This is a genomic window from Aeromicrobium sp. HA (genome assembly GCF_027171405.1).
GTDB classification, from domain to species: Bacteria; Actinomycetota; Actinomycetes; order Propionibacteriales; family Nocardioidaceae; genus Aeromicrobium; species Aeromicrobium tamlense.
The window spans coordinates 2,270,010-2,284,803 of the sequence record NZ_CP114372.1; the positions used below are offsets into that span (position 1 = coordinate 2,270,010).

The following is a 14,794-nucleotide window of genomic DNA, read 5'->3' on the forward strand; positions in this document are numbered from 1 at the left end:
TGCGGGCCGAGGCCGCGACAGGGACTCGCGTCAGGCTGTGGACGGCACCCAGCGGTCGTGCACAGCACTCCCCCGGCCCGGGACTCAGAGGGCGGCGCCGAGCGCGCGCTCGCGCAGGCCGCGGCGACGCTGCTCCAGCTCCACGAGGCGACCGAAGACCTCCTGGTACTCCGGAGCCGTGGGCTCGGTGCGCTGCAGACGCGACTTCACGTCGGTGATCTGACGCGCCAGCGACAGCTCCTGGAGCCGCACGAGCACGGCCGGCACGACCGCGACGGCACCCTGCTCGGACGCGTGCAGCGGCTCGACCGCGGCGACACCGAGCACGCGACGCAGGTCGTCCCCGGGCAGCGAGTCGGCGACGGCGGGCAGCCAGCCCGCGTCCGACTGCTCAGGCAGGCCGCGCGCCACCATGTGCCGCCAGATCTCGCGCGCCACGGGGTGCACGAAGTCGTCGTCGGTCAGGTCGGCCGCGACGGGCCGGGCCACGTGCGGGTACTGCGCGAGCGCCTTGAGGGCCTCGCGCTCGTCGGCGAACTGGGGCGCGCCGAAGCTGGCGAACACCGTGGGCTCGGGGCGCTGCTGGTCGGATTGAGTCGGCCGGGACACCCGCCGGGCTGGCGTCGGCTGCTGGCTCAGCTTCTTCCGTTCGGCGTACACCACGGTCGGGTCGATGCCGACGCGAGCCGCGATCTCTCTCAGGAACGACGCCACCTTCGAATCGTCCCGAACGGCGGCCGTGAGACCAAGAGCTTCACGGACGGCATCAATGCGCTGATCAGCGCGATCGAGGTCATACTTCTCAAGCGTGTTGTCCAGGATGAACCGATAGAGGGGGACGCGGGACGAAATCAGCTCGCGGACGGCCTCGTCGCCATCGTTCAGGCGCAGGTCGCACGGGTCCATGCCTCTCTTCTCGACCGCGACGTAGGTCTGTCCACTGAATTCGTCATCGCCCTCGAACGCCTTCACCGCAGCCTTCTGGCCTGCCTCGTCGCCGTCGAAGGTGAAGATGACCTCGCCGCGGAAGGCGTCGTGGTCGAGCATGAGGCGCCGCATGACGCGCGCGTGCCCCTCGCCGAAGGCGGTGCCGCACGTGGCCACCGCCGTCAGCACGCCGGCCTGGTGGCACGCCATGACGTCGGTGTAGCCCTCGACGACCACCGCCTGGCTCTGCTTGCGGATCGGGTCGCGCGCGAGGTCGATGCCGTAGAGGACCTGGGCCTTCTTGTAGATCGGCGTCTCGGACGTGTTGACGTACTTGCCCTTCATGAAGTCGTCGTCGAACATCCGGCGCCCGCCGAAGCCGATGACCTCGCCCGAGATCTCCTTGATCGGCCACAGCAGGCGGCCCTGGAACGCGTCGAACAGGCCGCGTGCGGACCGGCGGGCCAGGCCGCCGACGATGAGCTCCTCCTCGGTGAAGCCCTTACCGCGCAGGTGCGCCACGAGGGCCTCGCCCGACTTGGGCGCCCACCCCATGCCAAAGAGCTCGGCCGCGGCCTGGTCGAAGCCGCGGTCGGTGACCAGGCGACGGCCCGGCACGGCCTCGGGCGACGACATCAGCTGCTCGGCGTAGAACGAGGCGGCGGCCTTGTGGGCGAGCAGGAGACGCTGGCGCTGGCCGGGGTCGCGGCGCGGGCCCGTGGGCGCGCCGGTCTCCTCGTAGCGCAGCTGGATGCCGTACTTGTCGGCGAGCCGCTCGACGGCTTCGGCGAACGCGAGCCCCTCGATCTCCATGAGGAACTTGATCGCGTCGCCACCCGCTCCGCAGCCGAAGCAGTGGTAGAACCCCTGCGCGGGGCGCACGTTGAAGGAGGGCGACTTCTCGTCGTGGAACGGGCACAGTCCCTTGCGGGCGCCGCCGCCGGCGTTCTTGAGGGTGACGTACTGCTCGACGACCTCGTCGATCCGGATGCGCTCGCGGACGAGTTGGATGTCCTCGTCCTTGATCCGCGCCATGGCGTGATCCTACGCGGCGACGCCACCCCTCGTGGTGGGTCGTCGCGGCTAGCCGAGGAGGCGACGGCCCCACGCGACCGCCGAGGCGTCGGTGAGGCTCGCGACCTGGTCGACGATGACGCGCAGCCGCTGCGCGTCGTCGCTCGCCGCGCGGAAGTCGGCGGCGAACTCGGGCTCCAGCTCGCCCTCGCCCTTCAGCCGCAGGTGGGCCACGATCCCGTGGAGGAGGTCGCGCTGCTGGGCGAGATCGCGGACGCGCGGATCGGCGCGCATCACGTGGTGGGCGGCGAGGGACTTGAGCACGTTGATCTCGTCGAGCGTGTCCCGCGGGACCTCGACGTCGCCCCCGTAGCGGACGAGCGGGTCGGTCCCCCAGCGCTCCACGGTGGCCGCGTAGGCCGCCCCCGCGAACCGGCCGATGAGGGCGCTGGTGAGGCTCTTGAGCACGGCGCGGGCCGGACGGTCGGCGGCGAACGGGGCGGTGGGCCACTCGGGCAGGTCCTGCAGCCGCGTGAGCGCCGCGTCGAGGCGGTCGTCGGTGGCCGAGGCGTCGTACCAGTCGCGCGCCACCTGCCACGAGCCCGGCGTGTCGAGGTCGCCGACGAGGCTGAACCAGCCGCCGAACACGCCGTCCTCGACGTCGTGCACGCTGTACGCGATGTCGTCGGAGAGGTCCATGACCTGCGCCTCGATCGTGAGCCGGCCCTGCGTATCGAGCCACTCGAACACCGGCAGGTCGTCCTCGTAGACGCCGAACTTGGGGGTGTCGCGCTCGCCGCGACGCCACGGGTACTTCACGCAGGAGGCCAGGGTCGCGCGCGTCAGGTTGAGGCCCACGCTGCGGCCGTGCGCGTCGACCGTCTTGGCCTCGAGCCGCGAGAGGATCCGCAGCGTCTGGGCGTTGCCCTCGAACCCGCCGATCGACCCGGCGACCTCGTTCAGCGCCATCTCGCCGTTGTGGCCGAACGGAGGGTGACCGAGGTCGTGCGAGAGGGCGGCGGAGTCGACGATCTCGGGGTCGCAGCCCAGGCTCTTCCCGAGCTCGCGGGCGACCTGGGCGACCTCGAGCGAGTGCGTCAGCCGGTTGCGGACGAAGTCGTCGGTGCCGGCGCCCATGACCTGGGTCTTGCCGGCCAGCCGGCGCAGCGCCGACGAGTGCAGGATCCGGGCACGGTCGCGCTCGAAGGACGTGCGTCCCGAGCGCTTGGGCGGCTCGGCGACGTAGCGCTCGCGCGCCTCGCTCCCGTACCGGTCCACGCCGTCACCCTAGCGAGGCGAGCGGCCCGCCGCGCTCACCAGCGACCGTTGCGCGGGCGAGGCTGACAGGTGGGGCACCGGTAGGACGACCGGTTCATGAACGGCTCGCGCACGATGATCGATCCGCAGCGGTCGCACGGGCGGCCTTCCTGCCCGTACGCGTGCAGCGACCGGTCGAAGTAGCCGCTCTGCCCGTTGACGTTGACGTAGAGCGCGTCGAACGAGGTGCCGCCCTGCTCGAGGGCCTCGGCCATGACGTCGCGGACGTGCCCGATCAGGTCGGTGACCTCGGCGATGCGCAGGCCCTTCGTGTTGCGGGCGTAGTGCAGGCGGCTGCGCCACAGCGCCTCGTCGGCGTAGATGTTCCCCACGCCCGAGACGAGACCCTGGTCGAGCAGCGCGCGCTTGACGCCGGTCTGGCGGCGGCGCAGGCGCGCCACGAACGCGGCGTCGTCGAAGTCGGGGTCGAGCGGGTCGAGCGCGATGTGCGCGATCTCGGTGGGCGGGTCGGTCTCGCTGACCGCCATGCCGCCGAAGATCCGCTGGTCGGCGAACCGCAGCTGGCGGCCGTCGTCGAGGTCGAACGTGATCCGCAGGTGACGCGGTGGCGGGGCGTCGGGGTCGCAGATCAGGGCTTGGCCGCTCATGCCGAGATGGGTCAGGACGCTGGAGCCGTCGTCGAGCGACAGCCAGAGGTACTTGCCGCGGCGGTGGGCGGCCGTGACGTGGCGACCGGTCAGGCGGGCGACGAAGTCGGAGGGTCCGGGGCCGTGGCGGCGGACGGAGCGGGCGTCGAGCACCTCCACCGCGGTGAGGGTGCGACCGACGACGTGGTCGTCCAGGCCGCGCCGGACGACCTCGACCTCAGGAAGTTCGGGCACCGTGGGCGTTCGCGCCGTCGGCGGCCGCCGCGCGTGCGCTGATGGAGCGCCAGGCGATCTCGGCGACCATCTGCTCGGCGTCCTTCTTGGAGCGGCCGGTGCCGCCGTCGAAGCGCTGGTCGTTCAGCACGACCGAGGCGGTGAAGGTCTTGTCGTGGTCGGGGCCGGTGCCCTCGAGGACGTAGACGGGGACGCCGAGTCCGTGCAGGGCGGAGATCTCCTGCAGCGACGTCTTCCAGTCCAGGCCTGCGCCCATCTGGGCGGCGTCGGCGATGACCGGGTCGAAGATCGAGTGGATGACGTCGGCTGCGCGCTCGATGCCGAACTCGACGAAGATCGCGCCGAGCACGGCCTCCATGGCATCGGACAGGATCGAGGGCTTGTTCCGACCGCCGGAGGCCTCCTCGCCGCGCCCGAGTCGGAGGTGGTCGCCGAGTCCGAGCGTGCGAGCGACCTCCGCGAGCGCCTTGGCGCTGACGACCGCTGCACGCAGCTTCGCCAGCTGACCCTCGGGGAGGTCGGGGTGGCCCCGGAACAGCGTCTCGGTGACCACGAGCCCGAGCACCGAGTCGCCCAGGAACTCCAGGCGCTCGTTGTTCGGGATCTGGCCGTTCTCGTAGGAGAACGACCGGTGCGTCAGGGCATGCGTGAGGAGCTCGGGGTCCAGATCAGGGACCCCGAGCGTCTCACTCAGTGCCGCGAGCTCGGGCACGTCGTGCAGGTCAGAGGACCTGACGACGCTCGCCGCGCGCGCCGTACTGGCCGCACTCGGCGCAGGCGCGGTGCGACATCACCTTCGCGTTGCAGGCGGGGTTGGCGCAGTCGACGGTGGCGACAGCCGTCGTCTTCCAGGCAGAACGGCGGTGCCGGGTGTTGCTGCGCGACATCTTCCGCTTCGGGACGGCCACGGTTACTCCTCAGGTCGTTCGGTCAGTTGGGTCAGCGCCGACCATCTCGGGTCGATCGCCTCACCGTGTGTGTGCTCGGGATCGTCCGCGAGTCGCACCCCGCACTCGGGGCACAATCCCGGACACTCCGGATCACACAACGGGTTGTGCGGCAGTGCGAGCACCACCGCGTCCCGCAGGACGGGCTCGAGGTCGAGCAGGTCGTCCTCGAGCTCCAGCTCGTCCTCGCCCGCGTCGTCGTAGAGGTAGAGCTCCTGGAAGTCGACCTCGAGATCGCTCTCGACGCCGATCAGGCAGCGCACACACTCTCCGACAGCATGGGCCGAGGCCGTCCCGGTGGCGAGGACACCGTCCATCACAGCCTCGAGCCGAAGCTCGAGCTCGATGGGCGATCCCTCAGGAACACCGAAGACGTCCAGGCCGAGATCAGCAGGTGCATCGAGGACGAGGTCGTACGACTTCTCGGTCCCGGGTCGACGTCCCAACACCAAGGTGTCGAACACGAACGGTCCCGAAGTCACAACAGCCCCTCATCGAGTGCACCAGAAGATCACGGCCCGCAAACGGGCCAGCGTCGATCCTACCCCGCCGCGCCTCGCGGACGCGAATCGCGGTCGGTGGCGGCGTCGGTTTCCGTCAGCCCTCGGTGCGAAGGTCGGAGGGTGGAGACGGTGGAACCGGACCCGTTCGGGTCCATCCTGCACGCCGACCTCGATGCGTTCTACGCCTCGGTCGAGCAGCGCGACGACCCCGCGCTGCGGGGGCGGCCGGTCATCGTCGGTGGCGGGGTGGTCCTGTCGGGCTCCTACGAGGCCCGCGCCCGCGGCGTCCGCACCGCGATGGGTGGGCGCCAGGCGCTGCGCCTGTGCCCCGACGCGATCGTCGTGCCGCCGCGCTTCGAGGCCTACGTCGCGGCCAGCAAGGCCGTCTTCGAGATCTTCCGCGACACCACTCCCCTGGTCCGGGCGCTGTCGATCGACGAGGCGTTCCTCGACGTGTCGGGCCTGCGGCGCCTGCGCGGTCCGGCCCTGCCGATCGCGCGCGAGCTGCGGCGCCGCGTGCAGGCCGAGACCGGCCTGCCGATCTCGGTCGGCCTCGCCCGCACGCCGTACCTCGCCAAGGTCGCCAGCACGCTCGCCAAGCCCGACGGTCTGCTCGTGGTCCCCCTCGACGACGAGCTCCAGTTCCTCCATGCGCTGCCCGTCGAGCGGCTGTGGGGCGTGGGCGACGTCACGGCCGAGAAGCTGCACGCCGCCCGCCTGCGCACCGTGGCCGACGTCGCGCGGCTCTCCCCCGCAGAGCTCTCGGCGATCGTGGGGCGCGCGGCCGGCCACCACCTGCACGCCCTCGCCCACGGTCGCGACGCGCGCAAGGTCGAGTCCGCGCCGTCGCGCCGGTCCATCGGCGCGCAGCACGCGCTGGGGCGGGCCCGCTTCGAGGCCGCCGACCTCGCGCTGCTCGCGCTGTGCGACAAGGTGGGCCGACGGATGCGCCGGGCCGGGCGCACGGCCGCGACCGTCACGGTGCGGCTGCGGTTCGGCGACTTCCGCCGCTCGACCTCCTCGCGCACGCTCCCCCGCCCCACCGAGAGCACGTCGGTGATCTCCGAGGTCGCCCGAGCCCTGCTCGCGTCGCGCCGCGACGAGATCGACCGCGACGGCATCACGCTGGTGGGCGTCGCCCTGTCGGGGCTCGACGACCATGGCGCGCAGCTGGTGCTGCCGCTCGACGACGAGGCCGACCCGGCGCTCGACCAGACGCTCGACCGCGTCGCGGCGCGCTTCGGGAACCAGGCGGTCCGCCGCGGGAGTCACCTCGGGCGGCGCTGGGAGCCGCGCTCGCCCGTGCAGTGACGGGTCAGTGACCGAAGGCCTCGTCGAGCGCGTTCATCACGTGCTTGGGCACGAGGCCGTTGACGTCGCCGCCGTGGCGCGCGACCTCCTTGACCAGGCTCGAGGCGATGAACGTGTAGTCGGGCGACGTGGGGATGAAGACCGTGTCGATGCCCGTGAGGTTGCCGTTCATCTGGGCCATCTGCAGCTCGTAGTCGAAGTCCGACACCGCGCGCAGGCCCTTGACGATCGCCTGGACGTCGTTCTGGGCGCAGTAGTCGACCAGCAGGCCCGCGTACGAGTCGAGGGTGACGTTCTCCATCTCGGCGGTCGCCTCGGCGATCAGCTCGATGCGGCGCTCGATCGGGAACAGCCCGGCCTTGCTCTCGTTGACCAGGACCACGACGACGACCTCGTCGAACAGGAACGAGGCGCGCTCGATGATGTCGAGGTGGCCGTTCGTGACGGGATCGAAGGAACCGGGGCACACCACGCGCGTCATGTCAGTGACCGTACCAAAGCCGCGTCTCGCCGTACGCCTTGTCCCTCAGCGCGTCGAACCCCTCGGGCCAGGCGAACGGATCGCGGCTGGAACGCTCGACCACGACGACGGCGTCCTCGGCCAGGGACGGCCGCAGCGCGGCGACGATCGAGGCCACCTCGTCGGTCGTGACGGCGTAGGGAGGATCGAGGAACACGAGGTGCCACGGACCGCCCGGCGCGGCCACGAACCGCTGGGCGGTGACCTTGTGCACGCGGGCGGGCGCCTTCAGGTCGGCGACGTTGCGCTGGATCGTGCGGGCCGCGCGGTCGTTCGACTCGACGAGGTCGGCGTGCTGCCCGCCGCGCGACACGGCCTCGAGCCCCAGGGCGCCCGAGCCGGCGAAGAGGTCGAGGACCCGCACCCCGTCGAAGCCGCCGAGCAGCGAGTTGAGCGAGGCGAACATCGACTCGCGCACCCGGTCGGAGGTGGGACGGGTGCCGTCGCCGGGCGGCGTCGCCAGCCGCCTGCCGCCCCAGCGGCCGGCGATGATCCTCGTCATGCCGTCACCGCCGTGAAGGACGCACGGTACGACGGCGACGGCATCGACAGCCGCATGCTCGCTCGCTGGCGCTCGCTCATGCACGCTCCAGGTACTCAGCGCGCTCGGACTCCTCGAGGCGGCGGATCGACGCCTCGAGGTCGGGCGGGACGTCACCCGAGTCCAGCGCGGCCACGGCGGCGTCGCGCGCGTCGGCGATGATCTGCTCGTCCCGCACGACCGACAGCAGCTTGAGGCTGGAGCGGACGCCCGACTGGCGCGCGCCCAGGACGTCGCCCTCGCGGCGCAGCTCGACGTCGAGTCGCGACAGCTCGAAGCCGTCGGTGCTGGCGGCCACGGCGGCGAGGCGCTCGCGGGCCGACGTGCCGGCCGGCGACCCCGTGACGAGCAGGCACAGGCCGGGCTCGGACCCACGACCCACGCGACCACGCAGCTGGTGCAGCTGCGAGACGCCGAAGCGGTCGGCGTCCATGACGATCATCATCGTGGCGTTGGGGACGTCGACGCCCACCTCGACCACGGTCGTCGCGACCAGCACGTCGACGTCGCCGGCCGCGAAGGCGGACATCACGGCGTCCTTCTCGTCGGGCGGCATGCGGCCGTGGAGCCTCCCGAGCCGCAGGCCCGCCAGGGGCCCCTGCTCCAAGGCCTCGGCCAGCTCGACGAGACCGACCGTGGGGCGCTTCTCCTCGGCGTCGTCGTCGGGCGGCGGCTCGACGTCGTCGTCGGCCGTGGCCTCGCCGATGCGCGAGACGACCACGTAGGCCTGACGGCCGCGCCCGACCTCCTCGTGCACGCGCTGCCACGCCCGCTCGAGCCACCCCGGCTGCTCGGCGACGGGCACGACGTTGGACTGGATGGGCTGGCGCCCGGCGGGCAGCTCGCGCAGCGTGGAGACCTCGAGGTCGCCGAAGACGGTCATCGCGATGGTGCGCGGGATCGGGGTGGCGGTCATGACGAGCACGTGCGGGCTCACGCCGTCCGCGGCCGCCGCGCGGTCGGACAGAGCCGACCGCTGCTCGACGCCGAACCGGTGCTGCTCGTCGATGACGACGAGGCCGAGGTCGGCGAACTGCACGGTCTCCTCCAGCAGCGCGTGCGTGCCGACCACGATGCCGGCCTCGCCCGAGACGATGTCGAGCAGCGCCTGCTGGCGGGCCTTCGCGCCCATCGAGCCGGTGAGCAGCCGGATCCGGGTGGCCTCGTCGGCGCCGCCGAGCATCCCGCCCTTCGCCAGGTCGCCGAGCATCCGCTCCATGCTGCGGTGGTGCTGGGTCGCGAGCACCTCGGTGGGCGCCAGCAGGGCGGCCTGCCCGCCGGAGTCGACGACCTGCAGCATCGCCAGCAGGGCGACGATCGTCTTGCCCGAGCCGACCTCGCCCTGGAGCAGCCGGTGCATCGGATGGGTGGCGGCGAGATCCTGGTCGATCTCGGCGGCCACCTGCGCCTGACCCGCGGTGAGCTGGAACGGGAGTCGCTGCTCGAACGCCACGCGAATGCCGTCGCCGCGCCCCGGCCGCGCAAGCGAGCGCCGCTGCGCGGAGTCGGAGCGGCGCCTGGCGAAGACCGCCTGCACCTCGAACGCCTCCTCGAAGCGCAGCCGGGTCTGGGCGAACACCCAGTCCGAGCGCTTCCGCGGACGGTGGATGTACTCGTAGGCCGTGGGCGCGTCGAGCAGGCCGCGCTCGGACCGGACCGCGGCCGGGATGGGCTCGGGGAACACGTCGACGACGTCGAGCGCCACCGTGACGGCGCGCTCGACGTCCCACGTGGTGAGGCCCCCGCCCGCCGGATAGATCGGCATCGCACCGCCGCCACGACCGAGGTCGGCGAGCGTCTTGCCCTCGGGCAGCTCGCGCATGTGGGGCGAGGCCAGCTGGAGGCGCCCCTGGTAGACCGAGACCTCGCCCGACAGCAGCTGCTGGCTGCCGACGGGCGTCTTGGAGACGGCGTACTGGTTGAAGAAGACGGCCTCCATCGTGGCGCGACCGTCCGACAGCGTCACGACCACGCGGAACTTGCGCGGGTTGTTGCGGAAGGGGAGCTTCTTGACGTCGAGGACCGTGGCGACGAACGCCACGACGTGGCCCTCCTCGAGGTCCTCGAACGAGTCGGGGTGCTCGAGGTCGATGTAGCGGCGCGGGAAGTGCCGCAGCAGGTCGCCGACGGTGCGGTGCCCGAACGCCTTCTCGAGCTTCTTGGCCGAGTCCCCCACGACCTTGGACAGGCGGGTGTCGAAGTCGATCGCGGTCATTCCACCGCCAGGAAGAGCGGGTAGGTGTCCTGGTCGCCCTCGATCGTCTCGACGTCGACGTGCGGCGCCTCCTGCTGCACGCGCGCCGCGATCTTCTCGCTCGTGGAGGCGTCGCAGTCGCGGCCCGTGACGAGCGTGACCATCTCGGCGGTGGCGAGGTCGAGCCGCTGGAGCACGTCGAAGGCGACGTCGACCTGCGAGGAGCCGACGATCGCGAAGTCGCCGTTGACGACGCCGAGCACGTCGCCGGCGCTGCACGGGCCGGCCATGGTGATGCCGTCCTCGGCCGCGATCGTGACCGCGCCGTGGCGCGTGGCGCCGGCGGCGTTGGACATCGCGACGACCACGACGTCGAACGGGCGACCGGGATCGTGCACCGCGAGCGCGGTGAGCGCCTGGACCTGCACCGTGGTGGGCAGCACGGCCACGCGGGCCCCGGCGTCGCGGGCCTTCGCGGCGGCGGCCTCGAACATCGCGATGTGGCCGGCGCGGTTGGGCAGCAGGATGACCTCGTCGGCGCCGCTGCCGTCGATCGCGGCGGCGACCTCGGCCACCGTGAGCGACCGGTCTGGCGCGAAGTGCAGCGCCGTGCCGCCCGCACGATGGGTGAGCTCGGCGAGGCCGGGACCCGTGACGGCGCTGAGGATGAGGCGGCCGCCGGCGGGCCGGGCCGGACGCGCGATCTGCTCGGCGAAGTGCGTGACCGAGATCCGGAACGGGGACCCGGCCGCGATGCCGGCCTCGATCGCCGCGCCGACGTCGTCGACGTGGACGTGCACGTTCCACAGCCCCTCGCCGCCCACGACGACGAGCGAGTCGCCCAGCGGCTCGAGCGCGGTGCGCAGCTCGGGGATGCGGTCGTCGGCGGTGCGCAGCAGGTACATGACCTCGTACGACGGACCGTCCTCCCCCAGGTCGGCGCCGGGCTCGACGATCGGGACGGGCACGGTGGCGGGTCGCGGGGTGGGCGTGCGGCCGGTGAGCGCGAAGGCGACGGAGTCGAGGACGACCACGAGCGCGCGGCCGCCGGCGTCGACCACCCCGGCCCGCGCCAGCCGCTCGAACTGCGTGGGCGTCAGCGCGAGCGCCTCGCGGGCGGCGCCGGACGCCACGTCGAACACGCGCTTCGGGTCGTCGTCGTCGGTGGCGGCCTCGCGGGCGGCCCTCGCCGCGGCAGCCGCGACGGTGAGGATCGTGCCCTCCTGCGGCCGGCCGACGGCGGCGTAGGCGGCGGCGGACGCGGCCTCCAGCGCTCCGGCGACGTCGTCGGCGCTGAGCCCGTCGACGCAGCCTCGCAGGACGCGCAGCGAGCCGCGCACGAGCTCGGCCAGGATCGTGCCGCAGTTGCCCCGGGCGCCCATCAGCAGGCCCTCGGCGAACGTGCGCATGAGGTCGAGGGGCGAGGTGTCGGCCGGGAGCGCGTCGATCGCCTCGACGCCCGCCACGAAGGTGAAGTAGGCGTTCGTGCCGGTGTCGCTATCGGGCACCGGGAAGACGTTCAGCGCGTCGATCTCGTCGCGCGACTCCGCCAGCAGCCGGGTGCACAGACGGGCCCACGCGTCGAAGCGCTCGGTGCTGATCCGCAGGGCCATGGGTCGAGACTATCGGGCCGTGGTCGGACTCGATTCGCGCTGGCCGTGTCGCGTCAGGTATGCTCGAGAGGTTGTATTTTTCCCCCGAACGAGTTCAGGAGTGGTCGCCGTGGCAGCCGTCTGCGATGTGTGCGGCAAGGGACCGGGCTTCGGCCACAACGTGTCCCACTCGCACCGACGCACCAAGCGTCGTTTCGATCCGAACATCCAGCGCGTCCGCGCCGTCGTCGAGGGCACCCCGAAGCGGCTCAACGTCTGCACCGGTTGCCTGAAGGCCGGCAAGGTCTCGCGCTGAGACGTTCAGATCTTTCATAGACAACGGCGGCCCTCGGGCCGCCGTTGTCTATTCTCGCGGGGTGACCCGCATCCACGCCTTCACCGATGACGTCCTGGCCGATCACGACGCGGTGGACGTCGCCGCGCTGATCGCCTCCGGGGAGGCCAGCCGCTCCGAGGTGCTCGAGGCCGCCCTGGCTCGCCTCGACCGCGTCAACCCGACGCTCCAGGGGATCAGCCACGACGACCGGGCCCGTGCGATCGTCCGCGCCGAGGAGACCTCGCCCGACGGCGCGCCGTTCGCCGGCGTCCCCTCGCTGATCAAGAACAACACCGACTTCAAGGGCCTGCCCACGCAGCAGGGCTCCGCGGCCGTCCCGCCCGAGCCCGCCGAGCGGCACGAGCCCTTCACCGAGCAGTTCCTCTCCACCGGCGTCAACGTCCTCGGGGCGACCACCCTGCCGGCCTTCGGCCTCACCGCCTCCACGGAGTTCGTCGACCGCGAGCCCACGCGCAACCCGTGGAACCCCGCCTACTCCTCCGGGGCCTCCTCGGGCGGCTCGGCCGCGCTGGTCGCCGCCGGCGTCGTGCCGATCGCGCACGGCAACGACGGAGGCGGCTCGATCCGGATTCCCGCGGCGGCCTGCGGCCTGGTCGGACTGAAGACCACGCGCCACCGGCTCGCCCCGGCCAAGGAGATGGCCGACGCGCCGCTCGACATCGTGGCCAACGGCGTGCTGACCCGCAGCGTGCGCGACACCGCCGTGTTCCTCGCCGCCGCCGAGCGCCACCGCCCGGTCCCCCGGCTGCCCAAGGTGGGTCTCGTGGAGGGACCCGCGGCGCGCCGCCTTCGCGTCGGGCTCGTCACCGAGACGCTCGGCGGGGCGCCGCTGGACGCGGACAGCCTGCGGGAGCTGCGGCGCGTGGCCGACCTCGTCGCGTCACTGGGCCACGAGGTCGTCGAGATGCCGATCCCGGTCGACGCCGCGTTCGAGCGCCACTTCGTGCAGTACTGGCGCACCCTGGCGTTCTCGCTCGACTACGCCGGCCGCTTCGTCCTGTCCCGCGACTTCGACCGCAGCCGGGTCGACCCGTTCACCCACGGCCTGGCCCGGGCGTTCCTGCGCACCTTCTGGCGCACTCCCGGCGCGATCGTCGCCCTCAAGCGGTCGGCGCGCACGTACGGGGAGATCTTCGCCGACCGGGATGTCGTGCTGAGTCCCGTCCTGGGGCACACGACGCCCGAGCTGGGCTGGCTGGATCCGGGCGTCGAGTTCGACGTGGCGTTCGAGCGGCTGCGCACGTACGTGGCCTACACGCCGCTCAACAACGCCTCGGGCGGTCCGGCGATCAGCCTGCCGCTGGGACGCACCTCGACCGACCTGCCGCTCGGCCTGCACTTCTCGGCCGACCACGGCGACGAGCGCACGCTGCTGGAGCTGGCCTTCGAGCTCGAGGCCGCCGCGCCCTTCGCGCGGATCCAGGACTGATCGGCTCCAGTGCCCCGACGGCGAAGCCGTCAGTTCCAGTGCTTGTGGCCGGTGCCGCCCTCGTAGGGCGCGCCGGCCACGGTGACGCCCTCCCCCGCCTTGACGACGCCGATGCGGGTCCAGCCCTCGGGCAGGCTCGCGCTCGTGGGGAACGTGGCGGCCAGTGCGTAGTCGTCGCCGCCGGCCAGCACGAACCGCAGCGGGTCGACGCCGCCGAGCGCGCCGGCGACCGTCTGCACGGCGTCGAGGATGGGGAACGACGCGGGGTCGAGATCGATGGCGACCTTGCTCGCGCGGGCGACGTGGCCGAGGTCGGCCAGCAGGCCGTCGCTGATGTCGATCATCGACGTGGCTCCGCCCTCCGCGGCGGCCGGTCCGGCGGCGTACGGCGGGTGCGGGGCGCGGTGCTCGTCGACGGCGGCCTTGGGCGAGCGGAACCCGCGGCTCAGGGCGCCGTAGCCCGCCGACGCGAGGCCCAGGGTGCCCGCGTACGCGACCTGGTCGCCCACCTGCGCGCCCGAGCGGGTGACCGGACGCTCGGCGTCGCCCAGCGCGGTGATCGAGATGACGATCTGGTCGGCCGCGGACATGTCGCCGCCGACGATCTTGGCGCCGACCTTGTCGCACTCCTCGACCATGCCGCCGATGAGGTCGGCGACCCACTTGACCGGGGTGTCGCCGGGCGCGGCGAAGGCGACGACGAGCGCCGTGGCCACCCCGCCCATGGCGTTGATGTCGGAGAGGTTCGCGGCGACCGCCTTGCGACCGATGTCGGCCGCGGTGGACCAGTCGCGTCGGAAGTGACGTCCCTCGACGAGGATGTCGGTCGCGGTCACGTAGGTGCCGTCGGCGGTGGCGATGTGGGCCGCGTCGTCGCCTGGCCCGACCAGCACGTAGTCGCTCGTGCCCAGGCGGCCCCGGACGAGGTCGATCAGGGCGAACTCGCCCAGTTCCGCAATCGTCTGCTCGCTCACGACGTCATTGTCTCAGCCGCATGCGCCCGACCCCGGGGACTGCGGTAGCGTGTCATGGCCCGGAAGAAAGGACGTCCCCGATGGCCGTTCACGCCTACATCCTCGTCCAGACCGAGGTCGGCAAGGCCGCCGACGTCGCCGCCGCGATCGCCCAGATCCAGGGGGTCGAGCTGTCCGAGGACGTCACGGGTCCCTACGACGTCATCGTCCGCGCCGAGGGTCCCTCGGTCGACGAGCTCGGATCCCTCGTCGTCTCGCAGATCCAGCGCGTCCCCGGCATCACCCGCACGCTGACCTGCCCCGTCGTCCGGATCTGACCTCCGCC

Annotated in this window: 15 protein-coding genes; 4 read left to right on the forward strand and 11 right to left on the reverse strand. The window is 72.3% G+C overall.

Annotated features, from left to right (window positions below):
* Positions 1 to 84: 84 nt before the first annotated feature.
* Genes dnaG through O3S82_RS11205 form a run of 6 tightly spaced genes read right to left on the reverse strand, consistent with a single transcriptional unit; the run spans position 85 to position 5,511 of the window.
* Positions 85 to 1,962, reverse strand: a complete 1,878-nt coding sequence (gene dnaG / locus O3S82_RS11180; protein ID WP_179423896.1) for a DNA primase — start codon at positions 1,960 to 1,962, stop codon at positions 85 to 87.
* Between the two features lie 48 nt (positions 1,963 to 2,010).
* Entirely contained in the window at positions 2,011 to 3,219 is a 1,209-nt protein-coding gene (locus O3S82_RS11185) for a deoxyguanosinetriphosphate triphosphohydrolase (RefSeq protein ID WP_179423894.1), read from the reverse strand.
* Positions 3,220 to 3,254: 35 nt separating this feature from the next.
* Positions 3,255 to 4,100 (reverse strand): bifunctional DNA-formamidopyrimidine glycosylase/DNA-(apurinic or apyrimidinic site) lyase, encoded by an 846-nt coding sequence (gene mutM / locus O3S82_RS11190; RefSeq protein ID WP_269302869.1) that lies wholly within the window; start codon positions 4,098 to 4,100, stop codon positions 3,255 to 3,257.
* The gene (gene rnc / locus O3S82_RS11195; RefSeq protein WP_269302871.1) at positions 4,084 to 4,812 is read right to left on the reverse strand and encodes a ribonuclease III; all 729 of its coding nucleotides are present in this window, start codon (positions 4,810 to 4,812) and stop codon (positions 4,084 to 4,086) included. The genes mutM and rnc overlap by 17 nt, the downstream gene beginning before the upstream one ends.
* Before the next feature lie 10 nt (positions 4,813 to 4,822).
* Positions 4,823 to 5,008, reverse strand: coding sequence for a 50S ribosomal protein L32 (gene rpmF / locus O3S82_RS11200; RefSeq protein WP_179423890.1), 186 nt, complete (start codon positions 5,006 to 5,008; stop codon positions 4,823 to 4,825).
* A gap of 2 nt (positions 5,009 to 5,010) precedes the next feature.
* Positions 5,011 to 5,511, reverse strand: a complete 501-nt coding sequence (locus tag O3S82_RS11205) for a YceD family protein (RefSeq protein ID WP_269302873.1) — start codon at positions 5,509 to 5,511, stop codon at positions 5,011 to 5,013.
* A gap of 159 nt (positions 5,512 to 5,670) precedes the next feature.
* On the opposite strand from O3S82_RS11205, the gene dinB reads away from it, so the two are divergent.
* Entirely contained in the window at positions 5,671 to 6,861 is a 1,191-nt protein-coding gene (gene dinB, locus O3S82_RS11210; RefSeq protein ID WP_269302875.1) for a DNA polymerase IV, read from the forward strand.
* Between the two features lie 4 nt (positions 6,862 to 6,865).
* Here dinB and coaD read toward each other — a convergent pair whose 3' ends face one another.
* Genes coaD through O3S82_RS11230 form a run of 4 tightly spaced genes read right to left on the reverse strand, consistent with a single transcriptional unit; the run spans position 6,866 to position 11,729 of the window.
* The gene (gene coaD / locus O3S82_RS11215; RefSeq protein ID WP_179423886.1) at positions 6,866 to 7,342 is read right to left on the reverse strand and encodes a pantetheine-phosphate adenylyltransferase; all 477 of its coding nucleotides are present in this window, start codon (positions 7,340 to 7,342) and stop codon (positions 6,866 to 6,868) included.
* Between the two features lies 1 nt (position 7,343).
* The gene (rsmD, locus tag O3S82_RS11220) at positions 7,344 to 8,039 is read right to left on the reverse strand and encodes a 16S rRNA (guanine(966)-N(2))-methyltransferase RsmD (protein WP_331283436.1); all 696 of its coding nucleotides are present in this window, start codon (positions 8,037 to 8,039) and stop codon (positions 7,344 to 7,346) included.
* Positions 7,960 to 10,137, reverse strand: coding sequence for an ATP-dependent DNA helicase RecG (locus tag O3S82_RS11225; protein WP_269302878.1), 2,178 nt, complete (start codon positions 10,135 to 10,137; stop codon positions 7,960 to 7,962). Before O3S82_RS11225 ends, rsmD begins: the two co-directional genes overlap by 80 nt.
* Positions 10,134 to 11,729 (reverse strand): DAK2 domain-containing protein, encoded by a 1,596-nt coding sequence (locus tag O3S82_RS11230; RefSeq protein ID WP_269302880.1) that lies wholly within the window; start codon positions 11,727 to 11,729, stop codon positions 10,134 to 10,136. Before O3S82_RS11230 ends, O3S82_RS11225 begins: the two co-directional genes overlap by 4 nt.
* Before the next feature lie 109 nt (positions 11,730 to 11,838).
* Between O3S82_RS11230 and rpmB the strand changes: the two genes are divergently transcribed.
* Both rpmB and O3S82_RS11240 read left to right on the forward strand, forming a co-directional pair.
* Positions 11,839 to 12,024: a 50S ribosomal protein L28 gene (gene rpmB, locus O3S82_RS11235; RefSeq protein ID WP_078701430.1), complete on the forward strand. Its 186-nt coding sequence runs from the start codon at positions 11,839 to 11,841 to the stop codon at positions 12,022 to 12,024.
* Between the two features lie 61 nt (positions 12,025 to 12,085).
* Positions 12,086 to 13,495, forward strand: coding sequence for an amidase (locus O3S82_RS11240; RefSeq protein WP_269302887.1), 1,410 nt, complete (start codon positions 12,086 to 12,088; stop codon positions 13,493 to 13,495).
* Between the two features lie 29 nt (positions 13,496 to 13,524).
* Here the strand turns inward: O3S82_RS11240 and O3S82_RS11245 are convergent, their stop codons facing one another.
* Positions 13,525 to 14,469, reverse strand: a complete 945-nt coding sequence (locus tag O3S82_RS11245) for a thiamine-phosphate kinase (RefSeq protein WP_269302889.1) — start codon at positions 14,467 to 14,469, stop codon at positions 13,525 to 13,527.
* Between the two features lie 80 nt (positions 14,470 to 14,549).
* Here O3S82_RS11245 and O3S82_RS11250 point away from each other — a divergent pair, with 80 nt between their 5' ends.
* Positions 14,550 to 14,786, forward strand: a complete 237-nt coding sequence (locus O3S82_RS11250; RefSeq protein WP_179423876.1) for an Lrp/AsnC ligand binding domain-containing protein — start codon at positions 14,550 to 14,552, stop codon at positions 14,784 to 14,786.
* The last annotated feature ends 8 nt before the right edge of the window (positions 14,787 to 14,794 follow it).